Source organism: Pseudomonas sp. 203-8, from assembly GCF_020708595.1.
GTDB classification, from domain to species: Bacteria; Pseudomonadota; Gammaproteobacteria; order Pseudomonadales; family Pseudomonadaceae; genus Pseudomonas; species Pseudomonas aeruginosa.
The window spans coordinates 188,165-209,317 of record NZ_JAJFDF010000008.1 but is presented as its reverse complement, the minus strand read 5'-3'; the positions used below and the strand labels follow the sequence as shown (position 1 = coordinate 209,317).

The 21,153-nt window shown below is 67.5% G+C and carries 15 protein-coding genes; 8 read left to right on the top strand and 7 right to left on the bottom strand.

Translation table 11 applies throughout. The annotated features are described in order from the left end of the window. Positions 1-266: 266 nt before the first annotated feature. Positions 267-1,889: an inorganic phosphate transporter gene (locus LJF27_RS19870; protein WP_003117914.1), complete on the top strand. Its 1,623-nt coding sequence runs from the start codon at positions 267-269 to the stop codon at positions 1,887-1,889. A 42-nt stretch (positions 1,890-1,931) separates the two neighbouring features. Here the strand turns inward: LJF27_RS19870 and LJF27_RS19865 are convergent, their stop codons facing one another. Together LJF27_RS19865 and LJF27_RS19860 are read right to left on the bottom strand one after the other, a co-directional pair. Beyond that, a complete protein-coding gene (locus LJF27_RS19865) occupies positions 1,932-2,336 on the bottom strand; it encodes an acyl-CoA thioesterase (RefSeq protein ID WP_003084686.1) in 405 nt (134 codons plus the stop codon). A 151-nt stretch (positions 2,337-2,487) separates the two neighbouring features. Then, a complete protein-coding gene (locus LJF27_RS19860; RefSeq protein WP_003109731.1) occupies positions 2,488-3,396 on the bottom strand; it encodes a LysR family transcriptional regulator in 909 nt (302 codons plus the stop codon). 220 nt (positions 3,397-3,616) lie between these two features. On the opposite strand from LJF27_RS19860, the gene LJF27_RS19855 reads away from it, so the two are divergent. Together LJF27_RS19855 and LJF27_RS19850 are read left to right on the top strand one after the other, a co-directional pair. Continuing rightward, positions 3,617-4,798: an acyl-CoA dehydrogenase gene (locus LJF27_RS19855; RefSeq protein WP_003084682.1), complete on the top strand. Its 1,182-nt coding sequence runs from the start codon at positions 3,617-3,619 to the stop codon at positions 4,796-4,798. A gap of 119 nt (positions 4,799-4,917) precedes the next feature. Further along, positions 4,918-6,141 (top strand): CaiB/BaiF CoA transferase family protein, encoded by a 1,224-nt coding sequence (locus LJF27_RS19850; RefSeq protein WP_003084679.1) that lies wholly within the window; start codon positions 4,918-4,920, stop codon positions 6,139-6,141. Between the two features lie 199 nt (positions 6,142-6,340). Here the strand turns inward: LJF27_RS19850 and LJF27_RS19845 are convergent, their stop codons facing one another. Together LJF27_RS19845 and LJF27_RS19840 are read right to left on the bottom strand one after the other, a co-directional pair. Next, a complete protein-coding gene (locus tag LJF27_RS19845; protein ID WP_003084676.1) occupies positions 6,341-7,624 on the bottom strand; it encodes a Zn-dependent hydrolase in 1,284 nt (427 codons plus the stop codon). 58 nt (positions 7,625-7,682) lie between these two features. Beyond that, a complete protein-coding gene (locus LJF27_RS19840; protein WP_003084674.1) occupies positions 7,683-9,173 on the bottom strand; it encodes an NCS1 family nucleobase:cation symporter-1 in 1,491 nt (496 codons plus the stop codon). A 615-nt stretch (positions 9,174-9,788) separates the two neighbouring features. Here LJF27_RS19840 and hydA point away from each other — a divergent pair. From hydA to LJF27_RS19815, 5 genes are all read left to right on the top strand, one after another. Further along, on the top strand, positions 9,789-11,228 hold the full coding sequence (gene hydA, locus LJF27_RS19835) for a dihydropyrimidinase (RefSeq protein WP_003099919.1): 1,440 nt from the start codon (positions 9,789-9,791) through the stop codon (positions 11,226-11,228). Positions 11,229-11,322: 94 nt separating this feature from the next. Continuing rightward, positions 11,323-12,690, top strand: a complete 1,368-nt coding sequence (locus LJF27_RS19830) for an NAD(P)-dependent oxidoreductase (protein WP_003084667.1) — start codon at positions 11,323-11,325, stop codon at positions 12,688-12,690. Further along, positions 12,687-13,964 (top strand): NAD-dependent dihydropyrimidine dehydrogenase subunit PreA, encoded by a 1,278-nt coding sequence (gene preA / locus LJF27_RS19825; protein ID WP_003118829.1) that lies wholly within the window; start codon positions 12,687-12,689, stop codon positions 13,962-13,964. The genes LJF27_RS19830 and preA overlap by 4 nt, the downstream gene beginning before the upstream one ends. A 181-nt stretch (positions 13,965-14,145) precedes the next feature. Then, positions 14,146-15,396, top strand: a complete 1,251-nt coding sequence (codB, locus tag LJF27_RS19820) for a cytosine permease (RefSeq protein ID WP_023117220.1) — start codon at positions 14,146-14,148, stop codon at positions 15,394-15,396. Next, the gene (locus LJF27_RS19815) at positions 15,386-16,657 is read left to right on the top strand and encodes a cytosine deaminase (protein WP_009875736.1); all 1,272 of its coding nucleotides are present in this window, start codon (positions 15,386-15,388) and stop codon (positions 16,655-16,657) included. Before codB ends, LJF27_RS19815 begins: the two co-directional genes overlap by 11 nt. A gap of 36 nt (positions 16,658-16,693) precedes the next feature. On the opposite strand, the gene LJF27_RS19810 is transcribed toward LJF27_RS19815, so the two are convergent. From LJF27_RS19810 to LJF27_RS19800, 3 genes are all read right to left on the bottom strand, one after another. Continuing rightward, on the bottom strand, positions 16,694-17,314 hold the full coding sequence (locus LJF27_RS19810; RefSeq protein ID WP_003084655.1) for a TetR/AcrR family transcriptional regulator: 621 nt from the start codon (positions 17,312-17,314) through the stop codon (positions 16,694-16,696). An 84-nt stretch (positions 17,315-17,398) separates the two neighbouring features. Beyond that, on the bottom strand, positions 17,399-18,877 hold the full coding sequence (locus LJF27_RS19805; RefSeq protein ID WP_023102804.1) for a PepSY domain-containing protein: 1,479 nt from the start codon (positions 18,875-18,877) through the stop codon (positions 17,399-17,401). 10 nt (positions 18,878-18,887) lie between these two features. Next, positions 18,888-21,080, bottom strand: coding sequence for a TonB-dependent receptor (locus LJF27_RS19800; protein ID WP_010793538.1), 2,193 nt, complete (start codon positions 21,078-21,080; stop codon positions 18,888-18,890). Positions 21,081-21,153: the final 73 nt, after the last annotated feature.

The window sequence follows — 21,153 nt, the reverse complement described above, 5'->3', positions numbered from 1 at the left end:
TCTCGCCTTCCCCGCGCGTGTCCGGATCGGCAAATCCCTCAACATGCCAACTTTTTAGCGACGAAATGATGGCACTCGCCACAGGAATTCATTAATCTTCGCGGCCGCAGCGGGCAGGCCGCCTGGCGCCCGACCCCATCCGGCTTCCGGCGGCCTCCCGCGGCCCTTGTCCTTTCTTCGCCAGACGAAGCCGGTATGCGCAAGACATAACTTGTCACAATCGCCTGCCCATCATGTGCCGGTCATCCCCAGCGCGGACCCGCACCATGACCTCCGATGTCCTTCCCGCCGACGCCGTCGCCAGTGCCGCCGGCAACGCGCACAAGCCCCATCTCGAGCAGCGTCCCGGCCGCCTCACCGCCCTCGTATTCTTCGCCGTGCTCGCCACCGGACTGCTGTTCAGCGCCTACAGCCTGATGCAGGACGTCGATGACGTCGGTTCCACGATCACCACCTGGACGCCCTTCCTGCTGCTCGGCGTGGCCCTGCTGATCGCCCTCGGCTTCGAGTTCGTCAACGGCTTCCACGACACCGCCAACGCGGTGGCCACGGTGATCTACACCCACTCGCTGCCGCCGCACTTCGCGGTGGTCTGGTCGGGTTGCTTCAACTTTCTCGGCGTATTGCTCTCCAGCGGCGCGGTGGCCTTCGGCATCATCGCCCTGCTGCCGGTGGAACTGATCCTGCAGGTCGGTTCCTCGGCCGGCTTCGCCATGGTCTTCGCCCTGCTGATCGCCGCCATCCTGTGGAACCTCGGGACCTGGTGGCTGGGCCTGCCGGCGTCGTCCTCGCACACCCTGATCGGCTCGATCATCGGCGTCGGCGTGGCCAACGCGCTGATGCATGGGCGCGATGGCACCAGCGGGGTGGACTGGGGCCAGGCGACCAAGGTCGGCTACTCCCTGCTGCTCTCGCCGCTGATCGGCTTCGCCTGCGCCGCCCTGTTGCTCCTGGCGCTGCGCCTGCTGGTGAAGAACCGCGCGCTGTACAAGGCGCCGAAGGGCAAGGCGCCGCCGCCCTGGTGGATCCGCGGCCTGCTGATCCTGACCTGTACCGGGGTGTCCTTCGCCCACGGCTCCAACGACGGACAGAAAGGCATGGGCCTGATCATGCTGATCCTGGTCGGCACCCTGCCGATGGCCTACGCCCTGAACCGCACCATGCCGGCGGACCAGGCGGTGCAGTTCGCCGCCGTCGCCGAGGTCACCCAGCAAGCGCTGGTGAAGAGTGCGCCGCAACCGGCGCCGGCCGATCCGCGCCAGGTACTCTCCGACTACGTGCGCAGCAAGCAGGCATCGCCTGAGCTGATCCCGGCGCTGGCCGCCCTGACCGGCTCGATCGGCCAGGAAGTGAAAGGCTATGGCGCGTTCTCGCGGGTACCGGCGGAAGCCATGGGCAACGTGCGCAACGACATGTACCTGACCTCCGAGGCGATCCGCCTGATGGACAAGGACGGCGTCGGCCGCTTCGACGCCGACACCCGCGGCAAGTTGCAGGCGTTCAAGCAGAAGATCGACGACGCCACCAAGTTCATCCCGCTATGGGTGAAGATCGCCGTGGCCATCGCCCTCGGCCTGGGCACCATGGTCGGCTGGAAACGCATCGTGGTGACGGTCGGCGAGAAGATCGGCAAGACCCACCTGACCTACGCCCAGGGCGCCTCGGCGGAAACCGTGGCGATGCTGACCATTGGCGCGGCGGACCTGTATGGCTTGCCGGTATCCACCACCCATGTACTGTCTTCCGGGGTGGCCGGGACCATGGCGGCGAACGGTTCGGGACTACAGTGGAAGACCATCCGCAACCTGCTGATGGCCTGGGTGCTGACGCTGCCGGCGGCGATCCTGCTCTCGGCCTCGCTCTACTGGCTGCTCACCCGGCTGTTCTGAAACACGGCGGCCGGCACGGGTGCCGGCCGCTCGTCGCGCCGATCAGGGCAGGACTTCGTCTTCCTTGAACTGGTCCTTGATGTAGGTGATCTCGGTCTTGCCGTGGGGCGCCGGCAGGCCGTCCGGGCCGAGGTTGACGAAGACCATCTTGTCGATGGTGAGGATGCTCTTGCGGGTGATCTTGTTGCGCACGTGGCAGGTCATGGTCAGCGAGGTACGACCGAAGTCGGTGGCGGTGATGCCCAGCTCGATGATGTCGCCCTGGCGCGCCGAGCTGACGAAGTTGATCTCGGAAATGTACTTGGTGACCACGCGCTGGTTGCCCAGCTGGATGATCGCGTAGATCGCCGCTTCTTCGTCGATCCAGCGCAGCAGGCTGCCGCCGAACAGGGTGCCGTTGGGGTTGAGATCTTCTGGCTTGACCCACTTGCGGGTGTGGAAATTCATGTGAACTCCTGGTGTGGTGCCCCACGGCCGCCATCCTGGCCGTCGTGGAGGATGCCCGGCGGTATCGCCGCCGCGGCTCCGCGGGACCCGGCGGATCGGCCCGGTCCCGGGGCGGCGCGTCCTGCCTGCGCCACCCGATGTTCCTGCGCGTTCAGCCCAGCCCGTTGGCCTCGCGGTACTGCCTGGCCTCTTCCACCAGCCAGTCGCGGAAGGCATTGAGCATCGCCGATTCGACCCTGCGCTCGGGAATGATCAGGTAATACGCATTCTCGCTCAAATAGGCATGTTGCATGGGCACGATAAGCCTTCCGTCGGCCAGCTCGTCCTGGATCAGGAAGGGCGGTATGAGGGCCACGCCCATGCCGTGCATGGCCGCCTGGGCAAGCATGGAGAACAGCTCGTAGCGCGGCCCGCTCATGTCGTGGGCGACGTTCAGTCCCTGGGAGTGAAACCACTGGCGCCAAGCGTAGGGCCGGGTGCTCTGCTGCATCAGCGGCAGCCCGGCGACCTGCTCGGCGCTCAGCGTTCGACGCCCGCCCAGCAGCTCCGGGCTGCACACCGGCACCGGATTCTCGCGCATCAGGAAATGCGAGACGGTACCCGACCAGTCGGCGTCGCCGAAGTACAGCGCGGCGTCGAACTCGGTGTCGGCGAAGAGGAACGGGCGGGTGCGGTTGGTCAGGTTGACCGTGACCTCCGGGTGCAGCCGCTGGAAACGCTTGAGCCGCGGCAACAGCCATTGGGTGCCGAAGGTCGGCACCACCGCCAGTTCGATCGCGCCGCCGCCCTGGTGCCCCATCACCGCCAGGGTGTCGCGCTCCACCGCGTCGAGGCGTACCGCCACCCGCCGGCTATAGGACAGCCCGGCCTCGGTGAGCTTGACCCCGCGCCGCGAGCGACGGAACAGCTCGACACCGAGGAACTCCTCGAGCGTGGCGATCTGCCGGCAGATCGCGCTCTGGGTCAGGGACAACTCCTCCGCCGCCTTGGTGAAGCTCTCGTGGCGCGCGGCGGATTCGAAGCTGACCAGCGCGGCGGTGGAAGGGATCTTGCGTCGCATGGAGGACTCCGGAGTGCCGGTTTCGCATCTATGACGCCCAGGTCACGATTCCTCGCGCCTCTTCAAGGGCATGAAATACGAGACTCATTTTCTCGGAGTGAGAAAATAGCACAAGTGCGTGCGAATTCCTCGTTTGCCGCCCCATTCGCTAGGCTCTTAGGATGCTTCCATTCCGGCTGGCCCACGCCAGCCTCCGCTACCGCTTGACGAGGATGTACGCATGGCCACCAAAGCTAGCTTCAACTGGGAAGATCCCCTGCTGCTGGACCAGCAGCTCACCGAAGAAGAGCGCATGGTTCGCGACAGCGCCCAGCAGTTCGCCCAGGACAAGCTGGCCCCGCGCGTGCTCGAAGCCTTCCGCCACGAACAGACCGACCCGAAGATCTTCCGCGAGATGGGCGAGACCGGCCTGCTCGGCGCGACCATTCCCGAAGCCTACGGCGGCAGCGGCCTCAACTACGTCTGCTATGGCCTGATCGCTCGCGAAGTCGAGCGCGTCGACTCCGGCTATCGCTCGATGATGAGCGTGCAGTCCTCGCTGGTGATGGTGCCGATCCATGAATTCGGCAACGAAGCCACCCGGCAGAAGTACCTGCCCAAGCTGGCCAGCGGCGAATACATCGGCTGCTTCGGCCTGACCGAGCCGAACCACGGTTCCGACCCGGGCTCGATGGTCACCCGGGCGAAGAAGGTCGACGGCGGCTATCGCCTGAGCGGCAGCAAGATGTGGATCACCAACAGCCCGATCGCCGACGTCTTCGTGGTCTGGGCCAAGGATGACGAAGGGCAGATCCGCGGCTTCGTCCTCGAGAAGGGCTGGGAAGGCCTGAGCGCCCCGGCGATCCATGGCAAGGTCGGCCTGCGTGCCTCGATCACCGGCGAGATCGTGATGGACAACGTGTTCGTTCCGGAAGAGAACGCCTTCCCCGAAGTGCGCGGCCTGCGCGGTCCGTTCACCTGCCTGAACTCGGCGCGCTACGGGATCTCCTGGGGCGCCCTGGGCGCCGCCGAATTCTGCTGGCACACCGCCCGCCAGTACGTGCTCGACCGCCAGCAGTTCGGCCGCCCGCTGGCCGCCAACCAACTGATCCAGAAGAAGCTGGCCGACATGCAGACCGAGATCACCCTGGCCCTGCAAGGCTGCCTGCGCCTGGGGCGGATGAAGGACGAAGGCACCGCGGCGGTGGAAATCACCTCGATCATGAAGCGCAACAGCTGCGGCAAGGCCCTCGACATCGCCCGCCTGGCCCGCGACATGCTGGGCGGCAACGGCATCTCCGACGAATTCGGCATCGCCCGCCACCTGGTCAACCTGGAAGTGGTGAACACCTACGAGGGCACCCACGATGTCCACGCGCTGATCCTCGGCCGCGCGCAGACCGGCATCCAGGCATTCTTCTGAGCCACCGAGCAACACCCCGGCGCGCTTTTTCACGGTAGCGCGCCGGCCGCCGGGGAGACGGGCAAGGAACCCGTCTTCCCGGCCATTTCCGTTTCCAGCCCCCAGCAGCGAGAACCGTCATGCCCGGCGCCCTTTCCCATATCCGCGTACTCGACCTGTCCCGTGTCCTGGCCGGCCCCTGGGCCGGGCAGATCCTCGCCGACCTCGGCGCCGAGGTGATCAAGATCGAGCGCCCCGGCAGCGGCGACGACACCCGCGCCTGGGGCCCGCCGTTCCTCAAGGATGCCGAAGGCAACGACACCAGCGAGGCGGCCTACTACCTGTCGGCCAACCGCAACAAGAAGTCGGTGACGGTGGACTTCACCCAGCCGGAAGGCCAGCGCATCGTTCGCGAACTGGCGGCCAAGGCCGACATCCTGCTGGAGAACTTCAAGGTCGGCGGGCTCAAGGCCTATGGCCTCGACTATGAATCGCTGAAGCAGGTCAACCCGAAGCTGATCTACTGTTCGATCACCGGCTTCGGCCAGTCCGGCCCCTATGCCAAGCGCGCCGGCTATGACTTCATGATCCAGGGCCTGGGCGGCCTGATGAGCCTCACCGGGCGCGCCGACAACGAGGAAGGCGCCGGTCCGGTGAAGGTCGGCGTGGCGCTGACCGATATCCTCACCGGGCTGTACTCCTCCACCGCGGTGCTCGCCGCCCTCGCCCACCGCGACGTCAGCGGCATCGGCCAGCACATCGACATGGCCCTGCTCGACGTGCAGGTCGCCTGCCTGGCCAACCAGACCCTCAACTACCTGACCACCGGCGTGCCGCCGCGGCGCCTGGGCAACGCACACCCGAACATCGTGCCGTACCAGGACTTCCCCACCGCCGACGGCGACATGATCCTCACGGTCGGCAACGACAGCCAGTTCCGCAAGTTCGCCGAGCTGGCAGACCACCCGGAATGGGCCGACGACCCGCGCTTCGCCACCAACAAGGCGCGGGTGGCCAACCGCGAGGTGCTGATCCCGCTGATCCGCCAGGCCACGGTGCTGCACACCACCGCCGAGTGGATTCTTTCCCTGGAGCGCGCCGGCGTGCCCTGCGGGCCGATCAACGACCTGGCGCAGGTGTTCGCCGACCCGCAGGTGCAGGCCCGCGGCCTGCGCGTGGAGCTACCGCACCCGCTGGCCGGGACGGTGCCGCAGGTAGCCAGCCCGATCCGCCTGTCCGAGACGCCGGTGGAATACCGCAACCCGCCGCCCACCCTCGGCCAGCACACCGACGAGGTCCTCGAGACGCTCCTCGGCCTGGACGCGGCCGCGCTGGAAAGGCTGCGCGACGGCAAGGTGATCTGAGCCCCGCGCCCCGCCCCAGCGACGCATCGGCGGACAACGCCCCACCGTACCCCGCGCAACACCGCGACGTAGGGCGCATAACCGCAACGCGGTTATCCGCCGGCCAGCCGAGCATCGGCGGATAACGCCCCTGGCGTTATTCGCCCTACCGACCCCGTGTAGAAGGCGGTCGATGCCGGCGCCTCGATGGAAGCGCCACTCAGGCCGCCAGGCGGCCGCCGGCGATCGCCTCGGAGGCCTTGAGCATGGCCCGCAACAGCACCGCGCAGCCGGCGGCCAGGTCGTCGGGGCTGGCGTTCTCGATCTCGTTGTGGCTGATGCCGTTCTCGCAGGGCACGAAGATCATCCCCGCCGGACCGAGTTCGGCGAGGAAGATCGCGTCGTGGCCGGCGCCGCTGACGATGTCCATCTGCGGCATGCCCAGCGCCTGCGCCGCCTCGCGCACCGCGCCGACGCATCCCTGGTCGAAGTACAGCGGCGGGAAATCGGCGGTCGGCACCAGCTCGTATTGCAAGCCATGCTTCTCGCAGGTAGCGGCGATCACCTGGCGGACCTCGGCGATCATCGAGTCCAGGCGCTCCGGTTGCAGATGGCGGAAGTCCAGGGTCATCTTCACTTCGCCGGGTATCACGTTGCGCGAACCGGGATAGGCGTGCAGGCAGCCGACCGTGCCGCAAGCATGCGGCTGATGGCCGAGGGCCGCGCGATTGACCGCCTCGACCACCGCCGCGGCACCGACCAGGGCATCCTTGCGCAGGTGCATCGGCGTTGGCCCGGCGTGTGCCTCGACGCCGCGCAGGGACAGGTCGAACCATTTCTGCCCGAGCGCGCCGAGTACCACGCCGATGGTCTTCTCCTCGTCCTCGAGGATCGGCCCCTGTTCGATGTGCGCCTCGAAATAGGCGCCCACCGGATGTCCGAGACAATCGCGCGCTCCCGCGTAGCCGATGGCGTCCAGCGCCTCGCCTACGCTGACACCGTCGGCATCGCGCTTGGCCAGGGTCTCCTCCAGGGTGAACTTCCCGGCGAATACGCCCGAGCCCATCATGCAGGGCGCGAAGCGCGAGCCTTCCTCGTTGGTCCACACCACCACCTCCAGCGGCGCCTCGGTTTCCACCCCGAGGTCGTTGAGGGTGCGGATCACCTCGAGGCCGGCCATCACCCCGAAGCAGCCGTCGAACTTGCCACCGGTGGGCTGGGTGTCGATGTGGCTACCGGTCATCACCGGGGGCAAGTCCGGGTTACGCCCGGGACGACGGGCGAAGATGTTGCCGACCCGATCGACGCTGACCGTGCAGCCGGCCGCTTCGCACCATTGCACGAAGAGATCGCGGGCCTGGCGGTCGAGATCGCTCAGGGCCAGGCGGCAGACCCCACCCTTGGCGGTGGCGCCGAGGCGGGCGAGATCCATCAGCGATTGCCAGAGGCGCTGGCCATCGATGTGTCGCTGGGTGGATTGCAGGACGTTCCGGGCAGTGCTCATTGTCGTCTCCTCAGGCTTGGAGTGGGTGTCGGCGGCTCGCTGGCCGCCTGTATGCCCATCAGGGCAGCGGTTTGGCCAATGCCGCCGGGCTCCGCGCGCGGCGGCCGCAGAGGCCGTAGTAGAGCGCGCCGCCGAGCAGCGAGCCGGTGAACCAGCCGTAGTCGTAGAACCAGTGGAACTGGCGGTTGCCGAGGGCCATGACGGTCAGCGCCACCGGCACCGCGAAGGCGGCGAAGCCGGGCCAGTTCCAGGCCGGGTAGACGTCGTCGCGGTAGAGTCCGGCGAGGTCGAGGCGTTGCCTGCGCACCAGGAAGTAGTCCACCACCATGATCCCCGCGATCGGCCCGAGCAGGCTGGAGTAGCCGAGCAGCCAGTTGGAGTAGACGCTTTCCAGGCTGAGGTCGGAAACGATCCAGCCGAGCTTCTTCAGCAACTCGTGGGCCATCAGCGCCAGGCCGATGAAGCCGGTGAGCCAGACGGCGCGGGTGCGGCCGATGAGTTTCGGTGCGATGTTCTGGAAGTCGTTGGTCGGCGAGACGATGTTCGCCGCGGTGTTGGTCGAGAGGGTGGCGACGATGATCAGCGCCATCGCCACCGCCACCCAGCCGGGGCTGGGGATGTGGCCGATCAGGCTGACCGGGTCGGAAACCGTCTCGCCCACCAGCGAGGCCGAGGCGGCGGTCATCACCACGCCGAGGGCGGCGAACAGGAACATGGTCAGCGGCAGGCCGAAGATCTGCCCGAGTATCTGGTCCTTCTGGCTACGCGCATAGCGGCTGAAGTCGGGGATGTTCAGCGACAGCGTGGCCCAGAAGCCGACCATCGCCGTCAGCCCGGCCATGAAGTAGCCGGTGACGCTGGCGCCTTCCGGCCGCTTCGGCGGCTGCGCCAGCAGTTCACTGACCGATATGTGCGGCAGCGCCCACACCAGCAAGCCGAGGCCGACCAGCACCAGCAGCGGTGCCGAGAGTGTCTCCAGCCATTTGATCGACTCCGCGCCGCGCAGCACCACCCACAGGTTCAGCCCCCAGAACAGGAGGAAACCGATCACCTCGCCGGTGCCGCCGAGGGCCTTCCAGGCGGGAAAGATCGAACCGAGGAAGAGATGGATCGCCAGCCCGCCGAACAGCGTCTGGATGCCGAACCAGCCGCACGCGACCACGGCGCGGATCAGGCATGGCACGTTGGAGCCGATGATGCCGAACGAAGCGCGCAGCAGCACCGGGAAGGGAATGCCGTAGCGGGTGCCGGCGAAGGCATTGAGGGTCAGCGGGATCAGCACCACCAGGTTGGCTAGCAGGATCGCCAGCAGCGCTTCGCCGACGCTGAGGCCGAAGTAGGCGGTGAGGACGCCGCCGAGGGTGTAGGTGGGCACGCAGATGGACATGCCGATCCACAGCGCGGTGATGTGCCACCTGTTCCAGGTACGCTGTTCCACCCGGGTCGGGGCGATGTCGTGGTTGTAGCGGGGACTGTCGAGTACGTCGCTGCCGGCGGACAGCTCGACCAAGCCGTCGCGCTCGGTCACTTCCGATCTGCTCTGTTGCATGGGCCTCTCCAGAATTCTTTTAGTTATTCGCTCATCGGGCTAATGCGATGGCCGGAGTACCGCACCACCAGTACTGCACCTCCGGTCCGGACAATGCCGTGGCGGGCGGCACTCAATAAGCGTGCCGAAAACCCCGCGACGTCACTGGGCAGGCCGGTCTACTGGAGGTAACCGACTGATCTGAAACACTTCATCGACAACGTCGGTGACACGCCGACGGGCAGTCCGGCGTGTCACCGGGGGAAATGCGCGAGCCTGTCGCCCCGGTCAGGAACCAAAGGAGTGCAGGCGAACTTTTTTCATCTCCCCACAACCGTTCGAACACGGCTTTCAAGCGGCTGATTTTGCATGGGAAATCTCGACCTTTTTGAATTCTTGTCAAGCGCGTCAAAATGGTGAGAACCCTCACCATTTTGGTGATATTTATTTTTAATTATTTAAAATCAATAAGTTACAAACTCAAACAACCATTTGAAAATAATCTTGCTCAATCGATGATCAGCATCTAGATTCGAATCCTGTCAGCGCTGACAGGATTACAAAAGTCCTCGGCGCATGGCGAAAAAACAATTTCAAGAACCGGCAACGACCGGTCAGCCTGCGAGGAAAGACGGCATGTCCCTGTTGATCCGTGGCGCCACCGTGGTTACTCACGAAGAGAGTTATCGAGCCGACGTGCTCTGTGCCAACGGCCTCATCCAGGCCATCGGCGAGAACCTCGAAACCCCCTCCGGCTGCGACGTCCTCGACGGCGGTGGCCAGTACCTGATGCCGGGCGGCATCGACCCCCATACCCACATGCAGTTGCCCTTCATGGGCACGGTGGCCAGCGAGGACTTCTTCAGCGGCACCGCGGCCGGGCTGGCCGGAGGGACCACCTCGATCATCGACTTCGTCATCCCCAACCCGCGACAGTCGCTGCTGGAGGCCTTCCACACCTGGCGCGGCTGGGCGCAGAAATCCGCTGCGGACTACGGCTTCCACGTCGCCATCACCTGGTGGAGCGACGAGGTCGCCCGGGAAATGGGCGAGCTGGTGGCACAGCACGGGGTGAACAGCTTCAAGCACTTCATGGCCTACAAGAACGCCATCATGGCCGCCGACGATACCCTGGTGGCCAGCTTCGAGCGCTGCCTGGAGCTGGGCGCGGTGCCGACGGTGCACGCGGAGAACGGCGAACTGGTCTTCCACCTGCAGCAGAAACTCCTCGCCCAGGGCCTCACCGGCCCCGAGGCGCATCCGCTGTCGCGTCCGCCGCAAGTCGAGGGCGAGGCCGCCAGCCGCGCCATCCGCATCGCCGAGACGCTGGGTACGCCGCTGTACCTGGTGCATATTTCCAGCCGCGAGGCGCTGGACGAGATCGCCTATGCCCGCGCCAAGGGCCAGCCGGTCTACGGCGAGGTGCTGGCCGGGCACCTGCTGCTCGACGACAGCGTCTACCGCCACCCGGACTGGGCCACCGCGGCCGGCTACGTGATGAGCCCGCCGTTCCGTCCCGTCGAACACCAGGAAGCGCTGTGGCGCGGCCTGCAGTCCGGCAACCTGCATACCACCGCCACCGACCACTGCTGCTTCTGCGCCGAGCAGAAGGCCATGGGCCGCGACGACTTCAGCAAGATTCCCAATGGCACGGCCGGCATCGAGGACCGCATGGCGCTGCTGTGGGACGCCGGGGTCAACAGCGGGCGCCTGTCGATGCACGAGTTCGTCGCGCTGACCTCCACCAACACCGCGAAGATCTTCAACCTGTTCCCGCGCAAGGGCGCGATCCGCGTCGGCGCGGATGCCGACCTGGTGCTCTGGGACCCGCAGGGCAGCCGCACCCTCTCGGCCGCCACCCATCACCAGCGGGTCGATTTCAACATCTTCGAAGGTCGCACCGTGCGCGGCATACCCAGCCACACCATCAGCCAGGGCAAGCTGCTCTGGGCCGCAGGCGACCTGCGCGCCGAACCCGGCGCCGGACGCTACGTGGAGCGCCCGGCCTACCCGTCGGTGTACGAAGTGCTCGGCCGCCGCGCCGAACGCCAGCGCCCGGTCGCCGTCGAGCGCTGATCCTTCCCGCAATACCGGACCGGCCCGTAGAGGCCGGACGGTGCCGTATTGCCGTTGACTGCCCCGAGAAGAAACCAGAAGAGAGGCTACAACCGTGATCGATTCCCTGAACCACCTCCCCCGTCCGGACGCCGGCGCGGACACGCTCGCCGAGCGCTTCGCCGACCTCGCGCCGCCGCTCAACGCCCGCCAGGCCGCCCTGGAAAGCGCCCGCTGCCTGTACTGCTACGACGCGCCCTGCGTCAACGCCTGCCCGACCGAGATCGACATCCCGGGGTTCATCCGCAGCATCGCCCAGGAGAATGTCCAGGGCGCGGCGCAGAAGATCCTCTCGGCGAACATCCTCGGCGGCAGCTGCGCCCGCGTCTGCCCCACGGAAATCCTCTGCCAGCGGGCCTGCGTACGCAACAACGCCCAGGAATGCGCACCGGTGCTGATCGGCCAGTTGCAACGCTACGCCCTCGACCACGCCGGCTTCGGCGAACATCCGTTCAAGCGCTCGCCGGCCACCGGCAAGCGCATCGCCGTGGTCGGCGCCGGGCCGGCCGGGCTGTCCTGCGCCCACCGCCTGGCCATGCACGGCCACGACGTGGTGCTCTTCGAGGCCCGCGCCAAGGCCGGCGGCCTCAACGAGTACGGCATCGCCCGCTACAAGCTGGTGGACGACTTCGCCCGGCGCGAAGTGGAATTCCTCCTGCAGATCGGCGGTATCGAACTGCGCCACGGCCAGCGTCTCGGCGACAACCTGGCGCTCGGCGCCCTGCACGACGAGTACGACGCGGTGTTCCTCGGCATCGGCCTGGCCGCCAGCAAGCGCCTCGGCCTGGAAGACGAGGACGCCCCCGGCCTGCTCGCCGCCACCGACTACATCCGCGAGCTGCGGCAGAGCGACGACCTGCTCGACCTGCCCGTCGCCGACCGTTGCATCGTCATCGGCGCCGGCAACACCGCCATCGACATGGCGGTGCAGATGAGCCGGCTCGGCGCCCGCGACGTCAACCTGGTCTACCGCCGTGGCTTCGAGGAAATGGGCGCCACCGGCCACGAGCAGGAGATCGCCAAGGCCAGCCAGGTGCGCCTGCTGACCTGGGCCCGACCGGAACGGGTACTGCTTGACGAGCACGGCCGGGTGCGCGGCATGCGCTTCGCCCGCACGCGCCTGGAGAACGGTCGCCTGGGCGACACCGGCGAGCACTTCGAACTGGCCGCCGACGCCATCTTCAAGGCCATCGGCCAGGCCTTCGAAGGCGCCAGCCTGGGCGATCCGCTGGCAGCGCAACTGCGGCGCGACGGCGAGCGCATCCAGGTCGACGGACAGATGCGCACCAGCATCCCCGGCATCTACGCCGGCGGCGACTGCGTGGCGCTCGGCGAGGACCTCACCGTGCAGGCGGTGCAGCACGGCAAACTGGCGGCGGAAGCGATCCACGCCCAACTCATGCTCAACGTGGAGGCTGCGTGATGGCCGACCTGTCTATCGAATTCGCCGGCATCAAGTCGCCCAACCCCTTCTGGCTGGCCTCCGCGCCGCCCACCGACAAGGCCTACAACGTGGTCCGCGCCTACCAGGCGGGCTGGGGCGGGGTGGTCTGGAAGACCCTCGGCGAAGACCCCGCGGCGGTCAACGTGTCGTCGCGTTATTCCGCGCACTTCGGACCGAACCGCCAGGTGCAGGGGATCAACAACATCGAGCTGATCACCGACCGCTCGCTGGAGATCAACCTGCGCGAGATCGCCCAGGTGAAGAAGGACTGGCCAGACCGCGCGCTGATCGTGTCGCTGATGGTGCCCTGCGTCGAGGAGTCGTGGAAATACATCCTGCCGCTGGTGGAAGCCACCGGCGCCGACGGTATCGAGCTGAACTTCGGTTGCCCCCACGGCATGCCCGAGCGCGGCATGGGCGCGGCGGTGGGCCAGGTACCGGAGTACGTGGAGATGGTCACCCGCTGGTGCAAGACCCACTGCTCGCTGCCGGTGATCGTCAAGCTCACCCCCAACATCACCGACATCCGCCAGTCGGCGCGCGCCGCCCATCGCGGCGGCGCCGACGCGGTGTCGCTGATCAACACCATCAACTCGATCACCAGCGTCGACCTGGAGCGCATGGTCGCCCTGCCCGTGGTCGGCACCCAGAGCACCCACGGCGGCTACTGCGGCTCGGCGGTGAAGCCGATCGCCCTGAACATGGTCGCCGAGATCGCCCGCGACCCGCAGACCCGCGGCCTGCCGATCTGTGGCATCGGCGGTATCGGCAGTTGGCGCGACGCAGCGGAATTCGTCGCGCTCGGCTGCGGCGCGGTGCAGGTATGCACGGCGGCGATGCTGCACGGCTTCCGTATCGTCGAGGACATGCAGGACGGTCTCGCGCGCTGGATGGACAGCCATGGCTACCAGCGGCTGTCCGATTTCAGCGGCGGCGCGGTGGGCAATACCACCGACTGGAAGTACCTGGACATCAACTACCAGGTGATCGCCCGCATCGACCAGGACGCCTGCATCGGTTGCGGCCGCTGCCATATCGCCTGCGAGGACACCTCGCACCAGGCCATCGCCAGCCTGCCCCGGGCCGACGGTACGCACCGCTACGAAGTGATCGACGCCGAGTGCGTGGGCTGCAACCTGTGCCAGATCACCTGTCCGGTGGAGAACTGCATCGAAATGGTGCCGCAGGACACCGGCAAGCCCTATCTCAACTGGACCCAGGATCCGCGCAACCCCTACCGCGAAGCCTCCTGAACGCAGGGCGGCGCCCACATCCCCGGCGGACGCCGCCCTGCCGCGCGCCGGCACGCTTCCTGCGTGCCGCTGCGGTCCGACGACGCGCAACGGCGTCTGTCGGATCGACCCGCCTTCGACTACCATTCGCCGCGGCCCGGCCGACGCTCCCGGACGGCCGGCGCCCCACGGAGACTCGCGCATGTCCGCAGACAGCAACTACAGCCAGCAACCGGTCCCGCTGGCGGCGCGCAAGAGCGCGCTGGCCCTGAGCGTGGTGATGCTCGGCCTGACCTTCTTTTCCGCCAGCATGTGGACCGGCGGCACCCTCGGCACCGGCCTGAGCTACGACGACTTCTTCCTCGCCGTGCTGCTGGGCAACCTGATGCTCGGCCTGTACACCGCGATCCTCGGCTTCATCGGCGCGCGCACCGGCCTTTCCACCCACCTGCTGGCGCATTACTCGTTCGGCAGCAAGGGCTCCTGGCTGCCCTCGGCGTTGCTCGGCGGCACCCAGGTCGGCTGGTTCGGCGTCGGCGTAGCGATGTTCGCCATCCCGGTGGCCAAGGCCACCGGCCTCGACGTCAACCTGCTGATCCTGGTTTCCGGAGCGCTGATGACCCTCACGGTGTTCTTCGGCATCGCCGGTCTGACCCTGCTGTCGGCCATCGCGGTCCCGGCGATCGTCGTTCTCGGCAGCTACTCGGTATGGCTCGCGGTGCGCGACGCCGGCGGCCTGGCGGCGCTGCAGCAGGTGACGCCGAGCGCGCCGCTGAGCCTCTCAACCGCGATCGCCCTGGTGGTCGGCTCGTTCGTCAGCGCCGGCACCCTCACCGCCGACTTCGTCCGCTTCGGCCGCAGCGCGCGTACCGCCGTGGTGGTGTGCCTGGTGGCGTTCTTCCTCGGCAACTCGCTGATGTTCATCTTCGGCGCGGCCGGCGCGGCGGCGGTGGGCAAGTCGGACATCTCCGACGTGATGATCGCCCAGGGCCTGCTGATCCCGGCGATCCTGGTCCTCGGCCTGAACATCTGGACCACCAACGACAACGCGCTGTATGCCTCCGGCCTCGGCTTCGCCAACATCACCGGCCTCTCCAGCCGCTTCCTGGCGATGCTCAACGGCGCCCTCGGCACCCTCGCCGCGCTCTGGCTGTACAACCACTTCGTCGGCTGGCTGATCTTCCTCTCCGCCGCCATCCCGCCCATCGGCGGGGTGATCATCGCCGACTACCTGAGTCGCCGCCGGCGCTACCGCCAGCACCCCTGCGCGGACATCCAGGCGATCAACTGGGCGGCGATCCTCGCCGTCGCTTGCGGCACCGCCGCCGGCCACTGGCTGCCGGGGATAGTGCCGGTCAACGCGGTGCTCGGCGCCGCCATCGCCTACCTGTTGCTCAATCCCCTGCTGAGCCGCAGCCCGAACAAACCAGAAGAGGTCCTCCATGCTGATTGACAACCTGCGCCTGCGCGGCCGCGAAGGTCTCTGGCAACTGCGTGTCGCCGATGGCCGTATCGCCGCCCTGGTGCCGATGGAACAGGCCGTCGACGACGCCGGCGAGCGCCTGGACGGCGCCGGCGGTCTTGCCGTGCCGCCGTTCATCGAGCCGCACATCCATCTCGACACCACCCAGACCGCCGGCCAGCCGGAGTGGAACCGCTCCGGCACGCTGTTCGAAGGCATCGAGCGCTGGGCCCAGCGCAAGGCCCTGCTCAGCCACGAGGACGTCAAGCAGCGCGCCTGGCAGACCCTGAAATGGCAGATCGCCAACGGCGTGCAGCACGTGCGCAGCCACGTCGACGTCTCCGACCCGACCCTCACCGCGCTCAAGGCCATGCTCGAGGTGCGCGGCGAAGTGGCGCCCTGGGTCGACCTGCAGATCGTCGCCTTCCCCCAGGAGGGCATTCTCTCCTACCCCAACGGCCTGGAACTGCTGGAGGAGTCGCTGCGCCTGGGCGCCGACGTGGTGGGGGCGATCCCGCATTTTGAATTCACCCGCGAGCTGGGCGTCGAGTCGCTGCACAAGGCCATCGACCTGGCCAAGCGCTACGACCTGCCGGTGGACGTGCATTGCGACGAGATCGACGACGAGCAGTCGCGCTTCCTCGAGACCCTGGCCATGCTCGCCCATCGCGACGGCCTCGGCGCACGGGTCACCGCCAGCCACACCACGGCGATGCACTCCTACAACGGCGCCTACACCTCGCGGCTGTTCCGCCTGCTGAAACTGTCGGGAATCAACTTCGTCGCCAACCCGCTGGTGAACATCCACCTGCAGGGTCGCTTCGACGACTACCCGAAGCGCCGCGGCATCACCCGGGTCAAGGAACTGCTCGGTGCCGGGATCAACACCTGCTTCGGCCACGACGACGTGTTCGACCCCTGGTACCCGCTGGGCACCGCGAACATGCTGCAGGTGCTGCACATGGGCCTGCACGTGACGCAGATGATGGGCTACGACGAGATCGACGGCGGCCTCGACCTGATCACCCGCAACAGCGCCCGCACCCTCGGCCTGCGGGAATACGGCATCGAGGTCGGCCATCCGGCCAACCTGCTGGTGCTGCCGGCCCGCGACGGCTTCGACGCGGTGCGCCGGCAGGTCCCGGTGCGCTACTCGATCCGCGGCGGACGGCTGCTCGCCGAGACGGTCCCGGCGCAGACCACGGTGTTCCTCGAACAGGCTGAAGCGGTGGACTTCACCCGCGCCAGCTGAGCCTTCGCCAGAGCCTTCTAGCGAAGGCTCCGCTGCTCAGGGCTCCAATCCGATTCCGCGCAGGACCACGCTGGTCACCGTCTGCACCGCCCTTTCGAACTGCATGTCGCTGAGCGGCTGGTGGCCGTTGAGCACCTCGACCTGGTAGCCGAAGTCGGCGTAGTGCTGGGTGGAGGCCCAGATCATGTAGAGCAGGCTGCTCGGTTCGATCGACAGGATGCGCTTTTCCTCGACCCACTGGCGGATCTTCGCCTCCTTCATCTTGGCCCATTCGTAGAGGCTGTCGTCGAGGGTGGCGCCGAGCAGCGGCGCGCCATGCATGATTTCGTTGGCCCAGACCTTGGAGCCATGCGGGCGGGTGCGCGAATGGTTCATCTTCGCGCGGATATAGCTGGTCAATACCACCCTTGGGTCATCGAACATCTCGAAGCAGAGGGCGTCCTGCTTCCAGACCTCGAGCAGGCCGAGGAGGACGTCGCGGTACAGCTCGTCCTTGGTGCTGAAGTAGTAGTGCAGGTTGGAGCGCGGCAGTTCGGCTTCTTCGGCGATGTTGCCCATGGAGGTGCCGGCGTAGCCTTTTTCGGCGAAGACTTTTTCGGCGGCCAGGAGAATCTTCTCGACGTTGCGGCGGCGGATCTCGATCTTGTGTGTGCCCATGTGCGATCCATTACTGCGAATTCAACCAAGGCTACCAGCAAATCCGGGCGTGCGGCGACGCCCAGTCTTGCCAGGTAGCCCCTCTCAGCGACGCTTCGGACGGCGGCCGCGCAGGCGACGCCAGCCGATCCAGCAGCCGCTGGCGCAGACCACCAGGCCGCCGAGGCTGAAACCGAGCATCCACAGGTCCCACAGCGGACGCCGGGTCAGCAGCGGCAGCCAGTCCCAGCTATGCAACAGGGAAAACAGCCAGCGGCTGCCGCGCCGACCGTCGTCGAGCACGCCAACCACCGCGCCGCTGTAGGGATCCAGGTGCACCCAGGTATGCCGGGGATCGTCGAAACGCAGGCGCCAGACCGGCAGGCGCCGCTCCAGGTAGCCCATCATGCTGTGTTCTTCGCGCGGGTAGTAATAGAAGTCGTAGCGTTCCAACCGTTCGGCCTGCATCGGCACGCCCGGCAGCAGCGCGCGAGCCGCCGCCAGCAGGCGATCCACGGGTAGCTCGCGGAGGATTTCGCCATCCGCCGTCAGCAGCAGGCTGTTGCCGCTGGCGCTGCGCCCGAGCGCATAGGGCTCGCCGTCGAGCGCCCGCCACTCCAGCTCGCGCACCCGCAACCCGGCGGCACGCAAGCGCCGCAGGACAGCGTCCGCCTCCAGTCCGGCGGGCAGCGCCCGGTCCCAGCTACCGCCCTGGTAGGCCGCGAGGTCGAGCGGCGTACCGCGGCCGAACAGGTTCCACGGATTCATCGACATCAGCCCGCTGAAGATCCAGCTCAGCACCAGCGCGCCGAAGAGCAGGCCGGCGAGGTGGTGCCAGCGCTGGAAACCGCCCGCATAGGGCGAGCGCGAGCCGCTGCGGTAGGGCTTGCGGAAGCGCCAGCGGAGCAGGCCGACGAGGATGCCGAGGACGGTCGCCAGGGTCGCCAGCAGCGACAGGCCGATCACCAGGTTCGCCCACTGCCCGTCGAACCAGCCGCCGCGCAGCGGATAGAGCCAGTGCAGCCAGGCGCCGAGCCAGTTCCAGGCGCGCTCCCGGCGGCTGGCGTCGCGTACCACCTCGCCGGTCTGCGAGGACAGGTAGAGCAGCCGGCCCTGCTCGTCCGCGGTCTGCACCCGCCATAGCGGCCGGTGCGGATCGAGGTTGCGGGTATGGGTCCAGGCGTCTTCCTCGATCCGCCCTTGCAACTGCATCGGTACTTCGCCGCTGAAAGCACGGGCCGAAGCCAGCACCCTGTCCGCGTCCACCGCCAGCGGTCGGCCGTCGCGCGCCGCCAGCGCACGCGTGCGTCCGTCGGCGTCATCCAGCAGGTAGGTCGGCAGGCCTCCTACGCTGGCCAGCCGGATGCTCCGCGGGGTCTTTCCATCGCCGCCGGCGAGGGCCGTCCGCAGCGGTACGCAGGCCTCGCAGCCGTCCAGCTCGGGCAGGTGGGCCAGGCGTTCCAGCGGAGTCAGCTTGGGATAGCCGACATACAGCATGACCATGCCGGAGACGAACCAGAGCACCATCAGCAGGCAGCAGCCGATGCCCAGCCAGCGGTGCCACAGGTACAGGTAGCGTTTCATCGACGACTCCTCAGAAGCGCGTCTGCACGCTCAGCTCGAAGGTGCGCGGGTCGCCGACGTAGTACAGCGGCGTGCTCTGCACGAAGCGCGCGTAGACCTCGTCGGTGAGGTTGCGCACGCGCCCGGTGATCCGCGTGCGCTCGTCCAGCCGGTAGCTGAGGAAAGTCCCGTAGACCGTATAGGACGGCGCGTGCCAGGTGTTGGCGTTGTTGGCGTACACCGAGGATACGTAGCGCGCGTCCACCCCGCCCTGCCAGGCCGGGTCGAAGTCGTAGGTCAGCCACAGGTTGCCGACCCGCTCCGGCACGTTCGGCGGCGTCTTGCCCTTGCGCGAGACGGCGACGCCGCCGACGTTCTCGGTGAACTCGTCGTACTGCGCGTCGACCCAGGCGAAATTGCCCTCGGCCAGCAGCTTCGGGGTGATCCGCAGGGAGGCTGCGGCCTCGATGCCCCTGGAGGTCTGCTGGCCCACCGGCACGCTGAGGTTGGGGTTGTTCGGGTCGGCCACCGAGAAGTCCCGGCGGACGATGCGGTAGGCGGCCAGGGTGGCGCTGCCGCGACCGTCGAGGAAATCGAACTTGCTGCCCAGCTCCCACTGGTCGCCGGTGGACAGGTCGTAGTCGCGGACCTGGCCGAAGCTGGCGCTGGTCAGCACCCCGCCCGGCGGGTCGGCGGCGGTACTGTATTGCAGGTAGACGTTGGCGTGCGGGGTGAACTGGTAGACCAGCCCGGCGCGCCCGGTGAGCACGTCCCAGCGCCGTTCGAAGTGTGCAGGATCGCTGGCGGTCACCGTCCGATGGTTGCGCACGTCGAGGTCGAGGTGGTCGTAGCGCAGCCCGGTGACCAGCGACAGCTCGTCGGTCAGGCCCAGGCGGTTCTCGGCGAACAACGCGCTGGTGCGCACCTCGTTGCTGCGGTCCTTCCGGTGGCCGGGACGCATGCCCGGCAGGTCGTAGAAGTGGCCCGGCTCGAAACTGGCCGGATCGACCGTACCGAACGGCCCGGAGGCGGTACTCGGGAAGCGCGTCTGCTTGTTGATGCTGTAGTCGAAGCCCAGCGCCCAGTCGCTGGCCAGTCCGAACAGCGGCTGGCTGTGCTGTAGCTCGAAGCGGTTGCCGTTGAGCTGCTGGTCGTGGCGCTGGAGGAATGCGTTGGAGCGCACCACCCCGCTGTTGTCGGCGTTGTAGCGGTAGGTCTCGAGGTTGCGGTAATCGCGCTCGGCGTCGTAGTGGTAGAAGGTGTTGCGCCAGCGCGTGCTGTCGCTGACCCGGTATTCGAGGATCGAGCGCAGCCAGCGCACGCGCTGTTCGTAGCGGCCATCGGCGACGTTGTAGTTCTCGCGGCGACGGCTCTTGTCGATCTTCAGCTCGCCGGCGTAGGGATTGAGCACCGGTGTGCCCCAGTAGGGGCTGTCTTCCTGCTCGTCCTGGTACTCCAGGGCCAGGGTGTGGGAAAGGTCCGGGGTCAGGTCGCTGAGCAGGGAGAAAGCGACGTTCCACGATTCGCGCGAATTGCGGTCGACGTAGCCGTTGCCGCCGCTGCGGCTGACGTCCAGGCGCACGAAGTGCTTCGGCTCGGGGCCGATGCCCAGGGCCTGGTTGAAGCCGAAGGCGACTTCCGAATCGTCGTAGCTGCCGTAGCGCACCCGGCCTTCCATGAAATCGCCGTAGCGGTCGGCGAGCTTGCTGATGTAGTCCAGCGAGCCGCCGACGGCACCGGCGCCGTTGAGGAAGGAGGACGGACCGCCGACCAGCTCGACGCGGTCGACGATCCAGTCGTCCAGCGGACGCATGGCGCTGCTGTATTGCACCGGAATGCCGTTGAACAACTGGTTGACCTGGTTCGAGCTGAAGCCGCGGTAGGTGACGAAGCCGCCGAAGCCGGGCGGCGCCGAGGCGTTCACGCCGGGCAGGCTGTTGGCGATGTCCTGGGTGCTGCGCAGGCCGCGCCGCTCGAAGCTGGCACGGTTGGCCACGCTTACCGAGCCGGGAGTCTCGCGCAGGCTCAGGCCCAGGCGCGAGCCGCCACCGGCGCTGTCGTCGAGATCGAGGGCCGGCGGGGTTTCCCCGGCGGCGCCGGCGCTGACGGTGAGGGCGGGCAGTTCGGTGGGTTCCTCATCGGCCCAGAGCAAGGCCGGAACGCCGGCCAGGGTGAGGTTGAGACCCAGCGCGAGGACGCGGCGGGCCGTGGAGTGCTTTTTCATCGAGCGATCCTGAAGCAAGGCATGGTGGGCACGCCCGCCTCGCCCGGATGGACAGCGGCGAGCGCTGCGCGGA